Annotated in this window: 4 protein-coding genes and 1 pseudogene; 3 read left to right on the top strand and 2 right to left on the bottom strand. The window is 75.5% G+C overall.

Features of this window, described 5'->3' with window-relative positions; translation table 11 throughout:
- Positions 1–1,214, bottom strand: a 1,214-nt coding sequence (locus RH94_RS41950) for a PAS domain-containing protein (protein WP_234425461.1), incomplete at its 3' end; no start/stop codon positions are given.
- Positions 1,215–1,481: 267 nt separating this feature from the next.
- On the opposite strand from RH94_RS41950, the pseudogene RH94_RS41945 reads away from it, so the two are divergent.
- The 3 genes and pseudogenes from RH94_RS41945 to RH94_RS01745 form a co-directional block, all read left to right on the top strand.
- Positions 1,482–2,847 (top strand): annotated as a pseudogene (locus tag RH94_RS41945) (helix-turn-helix transcriptional regulator); the annotation flags it as partial.
- Positions 2,848–3,288: 441 nt separating this feature from the next.
- Positions 3,289–4,152, top strand: a complete 864-nt coding sequence (locus tag RH94_RS41940) for a LuxR C-terminal-related transcriptional regulator (protein WP_456154160.1) — start codon at positions 3,289–3,291, stop codon at positions 4,150–4,152.
- A gap of 98 nt (positions 4,153–4,250) precedes the next feature.
- Entirely contained in the window at positions 4,251–4,448 is a 198-nt protein-coding gene (locus RH94_RS01745) for a hypothetical protein (protein ID WP_073945911.1), read from the top strand.
- Positions 4,449–4,456: 8 nt separating this feature from the next.
- Here the strand turns inward: RH94_RS01745 and RH94_RS01740 are convergent.
- Positions 4,457–5,016, bottom strand: a 560-nt coding sequence (locus RH94_RS01740; protein ID WP_324614216.1) for a potassium channel family protein, incomplete at its 5' end; no start/stop codon positions are given.

Raw genomic sequence — 5,016 nt, 5'->3', positions numbered from 1 at the left:
GCCGTGTCGTGCAGCCGGGCCATGAGCTCGTCGGGAGCGAGGTCGAAGGCCGACAGGGACCGTACGACGGTGCGCAGCCGGCCCATGGTCGCGGCCGCGTTCAGGCCCCGCCCGGACACCTTGCCGACCACGAGCGCGGTGCGGGCACCGGACAGGGCGATGGTGTCGTACCAGGCGCCGGGGTCGGCACCGGTGACCGACAGGAAGGCGGCCTGGAGGGACGTGTGGCTCTCCGGACGGCGGGGCAGCAGCCGGCGCTGGACCAGGGCGGCCACGGCGTGCTCACGGACGTAGCGCCGGGCGTTGTCGATGCCGAGGGCGGTGTGCGCGGCCAGCTCGACGGCGAGCCGGCGGTCGTCCGCGTCGAACGGCGGGGACGGCCCCGCGCGGTAGAGGCTGACCAGCCCGAGCGCCGCGTCGCGCAGGGCCAGCGGCACCACCAGCAGCGTATGGCACCGCGACGTGCGCATCGCCTCCGCGCGCGCGGGGTCGACGGGCAGCCACGGGTCGGACGGGCGCAGCGGAACCACCCGGGGCCGCAGATCGGCCAGTGCCTGGCTGAAGGGCGTGGGGGCGGGCAGGCGGCGTACGTCACCCACGGGACGCGCCTGCCGCGGACTGTCCTGGCCGCTGCGGAAAGCGGTGCGCATCAGGGGAGTGTCCGGCGGCAGCGGGGCGAGGGGAGGTTCGTCGCCGCGGAGCACGGAGTCCACCACCTCCACGATCGCCACGTCGGCGAACTCGGGCACCACGGCCCCGACGAGTTCCTCACCGCTCACCGAGGGGTCCAGGGTGCGGCCCACGCGCCGGCGTACCGCCTCCAGCACCCTGGTGCGGGCGCGGCCCCGCTCCCGTTCGCTGACGTCGACCGCGGTGACCGCCAGGCCCAGTACCCGTCCGCGCGGACTCGGCAGGCGCAGGGCGGTGATCTCGAAGTACCGCTCCTCGGACGGCTCCCCCTCGAGGCGTGCCCGCACGACGCGCCCGCGCAGGGCGTCCCCGCTCTCCAGCACGTCCCGCAGCAGGATCTCCACCTCGTTGTCCTCGACGATCCGGAGCGCGTCGCGGAAAGGACGCCCGACCAGATCATCCGCGGACAGGTCCCGCATGGGAGGCACGGCGGTGTTGAGCCGGACCACCCGCAGTTCGGTGTCCAGCAGATGCAGACCGATCGGCGCACTGCTGAACAGGGCCTCCAGCAGGGAGTCCGACATCTCGTCCACGGTCCGGCCGGCATCGCCACAGGCCAATGGGCACCTCCTTCGGCCCGCCTCCGTGCTCGGCCGGGCACGCGGCTGCCGACGCGCACCGGAGGGCGCTCCTCCAGCGTGCTTCGCCTCCGCGGCGCCCGCACGCGCAGGACGCGCGCCGCGGGGAGCGACGCGCGACGACAGAAGCAGCGGACCCTGTCCGCGACGCGCGCGCGTGCGGGAACACTGAGATCCTGAACAGGAGGAGCGCTGCCCACGACAGGACGGACAGTGGGGGTGAGCGCGGTGTCCGAACGTGGAGGCAACAGGTCCCGGCCGCCGGCCGCGGACGTGGATCCGCTGGGGGACCCGTTCCTGCGGACCCGCTTCGCCGTGCCGGTGCGGCCGGCCACCTTCATGCGCCGGCAGCGCCTGGCCGAGCACCTCGGCCAGGCGCTGGACACGCCACTGACGATGGTCGACGGGTGCGCGGGCGCGGGCAAGACATTGCTGGTCGCCGACTGGGCCGCCCACCTGGAAGGGCCGGTGGCCTGGCTCACCGTCGACGCCTGCGACCAGGCACCCGGTGTCTTCTGGGCCTACCTGCTGGAGGCCCTGCGCGCCTCGGGGGCCGACGGGATCGGGGACGTCGGCTGCCCGGCCGACGCCGGCGCGGTGGACCACGGCCTGCTCGCCCGGCTCGCCGCACAGTTGAACGACCGCGACCGGCCCCTGGTCGTCGTCCTCGACGAGTACGACCGCGTGACCGCCCCGGAGATCACCGACCAGCTCGGTTTCGTCCTGCACCACGCCGGCCGGGGCATGCACCTGGTCCTCGTCACCCGCACCGAACCGACCCTGCCCCTGCACCGCCACCGCGCGGACGGCACCCTGACCGAGATCAGGGACGCGGAGCTGGCCTTCACCCCCGAGGAGGCGGCGACCCTGCTGGAACTGCACGGGCTGCGTCTGGGCCACGACGCCGTCCGCGCGCTCGTCGAACGCACCCGGGGCTGGGCGGCGGGCCTGCGGCTGTGCGCCCTGGCCGCGCGGCAGAGCGGCGACCCCGAGACGTACCTCAAGGAGTTCGAGGCCGGACAGAGCACGATCGCCGACTTCCTGCTGGCCGAGGTGCTCGCAAGACAGCCGGCCCCGACGCAGGACCTGCTGCTGCGGGTCAGTGTCCTCGACCGCTTCTGCCCCGACCTGGCCAACGCGCTCGCCGGCCGCCGGGACGCCGGACCCCTCCTGGCCGAACTGCACCGGGCCAACGCGTTCGTCGAACACCTCGGCCACTCGTGGTACCGGCTCCACCCGCTCTTCGCGGAGATCCTCAAAACCCATCTCGGAGTGCGGTTCCCCGGTCTGGAGACCGACCTGCACCGCAGGGCCGCCCAGTGGCTGCGGCGCTTCGGGCCGCTGCCCGACACACTCGCCCACGGCGCCGCGGCCGGCGACTGGGAGTTCACCGCCCGCGCCCTCGTCGACGACCTCGCGATCGGGCAGTTCTTCACCGGCCTGCGCTCCGGCGACCTGGGCGAGCTGTTCGCGCGCATGCCCCCCGACACCACCGGTGCCGAGGCCGACCTCGTCCGCGCGGCCCGCGAGCTGTCCGGCCGCGACCCGGACCACGCGCGGGCACACCTGGAACAGGCCCNGCCGTGAACTCGCCCCTGCCGGGCCCGGCAGAGCGGCGGCCCGGCTCGGCTGCGCGCTCCTGGACACCCTCGCCGCCCGGCTGACCGGTGCTCCGGACCGGGCCGAACACGCGGCTCGGACGGCGCGGGAGCTGGGGCGGGACATCCCGGCCGGGCTCCTGGACCGGCACCCCGAACTCCCGGCCCTGCTGCAGACCCACCTGGGCGCGGCCCGCCTGTGGGCAGGGCGCTTCGACGAGGCCCGGACCGCGCTGTCCGCGCCGGCCACCGGGTCCGGCGGGGCGACGGCGCTGCCCCGGCAGGACGCCCTGGGCCAGCTCGCGCTCATCGACTACCTGACCGGCTGGCCCACCCGCGCCGAACGCGAGTCCCTGGCGGCACTCACCGACGCCGAACGCTTCAGCCTGGCCGAGCCGGCCGGTCTGGGCCTCGTCCACCTGGTGCTGGCCGCGGTGGCCGTCGACCGAGACGAGCTGGACCACGCCCAGGCCCTCCTGGACCGGGCGACGGCCCTGCAGCCGGTGCCGCCGGACCCCGTGACCGCCGCGAGCCGCGTCCTCGCACAGGCCCGCCTCCACCTGGCCCACGGGCAGCCCGGGGCCGCCCTGGAGACCGTCGGGTCCGCCGTCCCGGCCGCCGTGGCCTCCCCGTGGGCCGAGAACCACACGGCGCTCGTCGTCTCCGCCGCCCACCTCGCCGAGGGCCGCCCCGAGACGGCCGTGAAGGTGCTGGAGGACGCGGTGGGCCGGGAGGCCGCGTGCACGGTGGCGGCCGCCCGGGCCCACCTGGCCGCGGGAGACCCGGACGCCGCCCTGGACCTGCTCGACCACCTGCCCGCCGAGGAGCACAGGGGCCCCGCGGTGACGGTCCGGGCCCTGCTGGCGCGCGCCGAGGCCGCCGACCGGCGGGGCGACCGCACCACCGCGCGCCGGCTCGCCACCAGGGCGCTGGCGGAGGCCCGGCGCGAGCGGCTGCGGCGCCCGTTCCTCGAGGCCGGCCCGTGGCTGCGCCGTCTGCTGCGTGCCGGCGCGTGGCAGGAGCCGGCCCGGAGCGGCCCGGACGCCCGGCTCCGGACCTCGCCGCACACGGTCCGGCCGGCCGCCCTGGTCGTCGAGGAGCTGAGCGGCCGCGAGCGCGACGTGCTCCAGCGGCTCGCCCGGATGATGTCGACCGAGGAGATCGCCGCGGACCTCTTCGTGTCCGTCAACACGGTGAAGACCCACCTCAAGAGCGTCTACCGGAAGCTCGGCGTCAACCGGCGGGGCGACGCGGTCCACCGCGCGCGCGAACTCCACCTCCTGTGAGGGTCACCTGCGCCGGGTGAGGCCCCGCGGCCGACCGGGGCGGACCCTCGGACAGGGGGCGTGGTACGCCCATCCCCAGGCCACCGCGGGAGCAGCTGATGCGCTACGAGATCCGTGTCGACGGGCACATGTCGGAGACGCTGGCCAAGGCGTTCCCGGAGCTGGACCACGTGATGATGTCCGGTCAGACGGTCCTGTTCGGCCCCGTGGTGGACGAGGCGCACCTGTACGGGCTGCTGGCCCGCTGCCGGTCGCTGGGCCTGCGGGTCCTGGAGATGCGGCGCGTCCCGGAGTGAGCCGCCGGCTACTCGGGCGGGCGGTCCCGCTGCTGCCGCAGACCCGCCTGGACGGCGCCCGCCAGCACGCGTGCGGCGACCCCCACGAGCAGCAGACCGCCCACCATCTGGAGCGTGGTCAGCACGCGGGCCGTCTGCGACTGCGCGGTGATGTCGCCGTAGCCGACGGTGGCGAACGTGGCGACGGTGAAGTACAGGGCGTCCGTCCTGGTCAGCGGTTCGCTGAAGGACCCCGGGGCGGCGCGCTCCAGCAGGTAGTAGGCGGTGGCGGAGAGCAGCAGGAAGAGCGGCAGCGTGGACATCAGGGCCTCCACTGCCTTCAGCCGGGGGTACGGCGAGTGCGCGATGACCACCACCTCCCAGGCGAAGATCAGCGCGACGCCCACCAGCCCGAGCGCGAGCAGGGCGGCCGTCTTGGCCGTGCTGCCGCCGTCCAGGGGCAGCAGGTAGTAGGCGGCGACGAGTCCGGCCGTGACGAGTACGGAACGGGTGAGCATCACGACGGCCGCCCACCGGGGCACACTCTGCCCCTGGCTCCTCCCGGGCGGGCGCCCGCCCGCGGCGGGGT

Origin of the sequence: Streptomyces kebangsaanensis (assembly GCF_001906585.1) — a bacterium.
Lineage (GTDB): Bacteria > Actinomycetota > Actinomycetes > Streptomycetales > Streptomycetaceae > Streptomyces > Streptomyces kebangsaanensis.
The sequence above is the reverse complement of the archived record's forward strand: the minus strand, read 5'-3'. Positions and strand labels throughout refer to the sequence as shown.

What these genes read in the sequence shown, in the direction of transcription:
- RH94_RS01745 (WP_073945911.1), top strand. Translation starts at nt 4,251, where the DNA reads ATGCGCTACGAGATCCGTGTCGACGGGCACATGTCGGAGACGCTGGCC.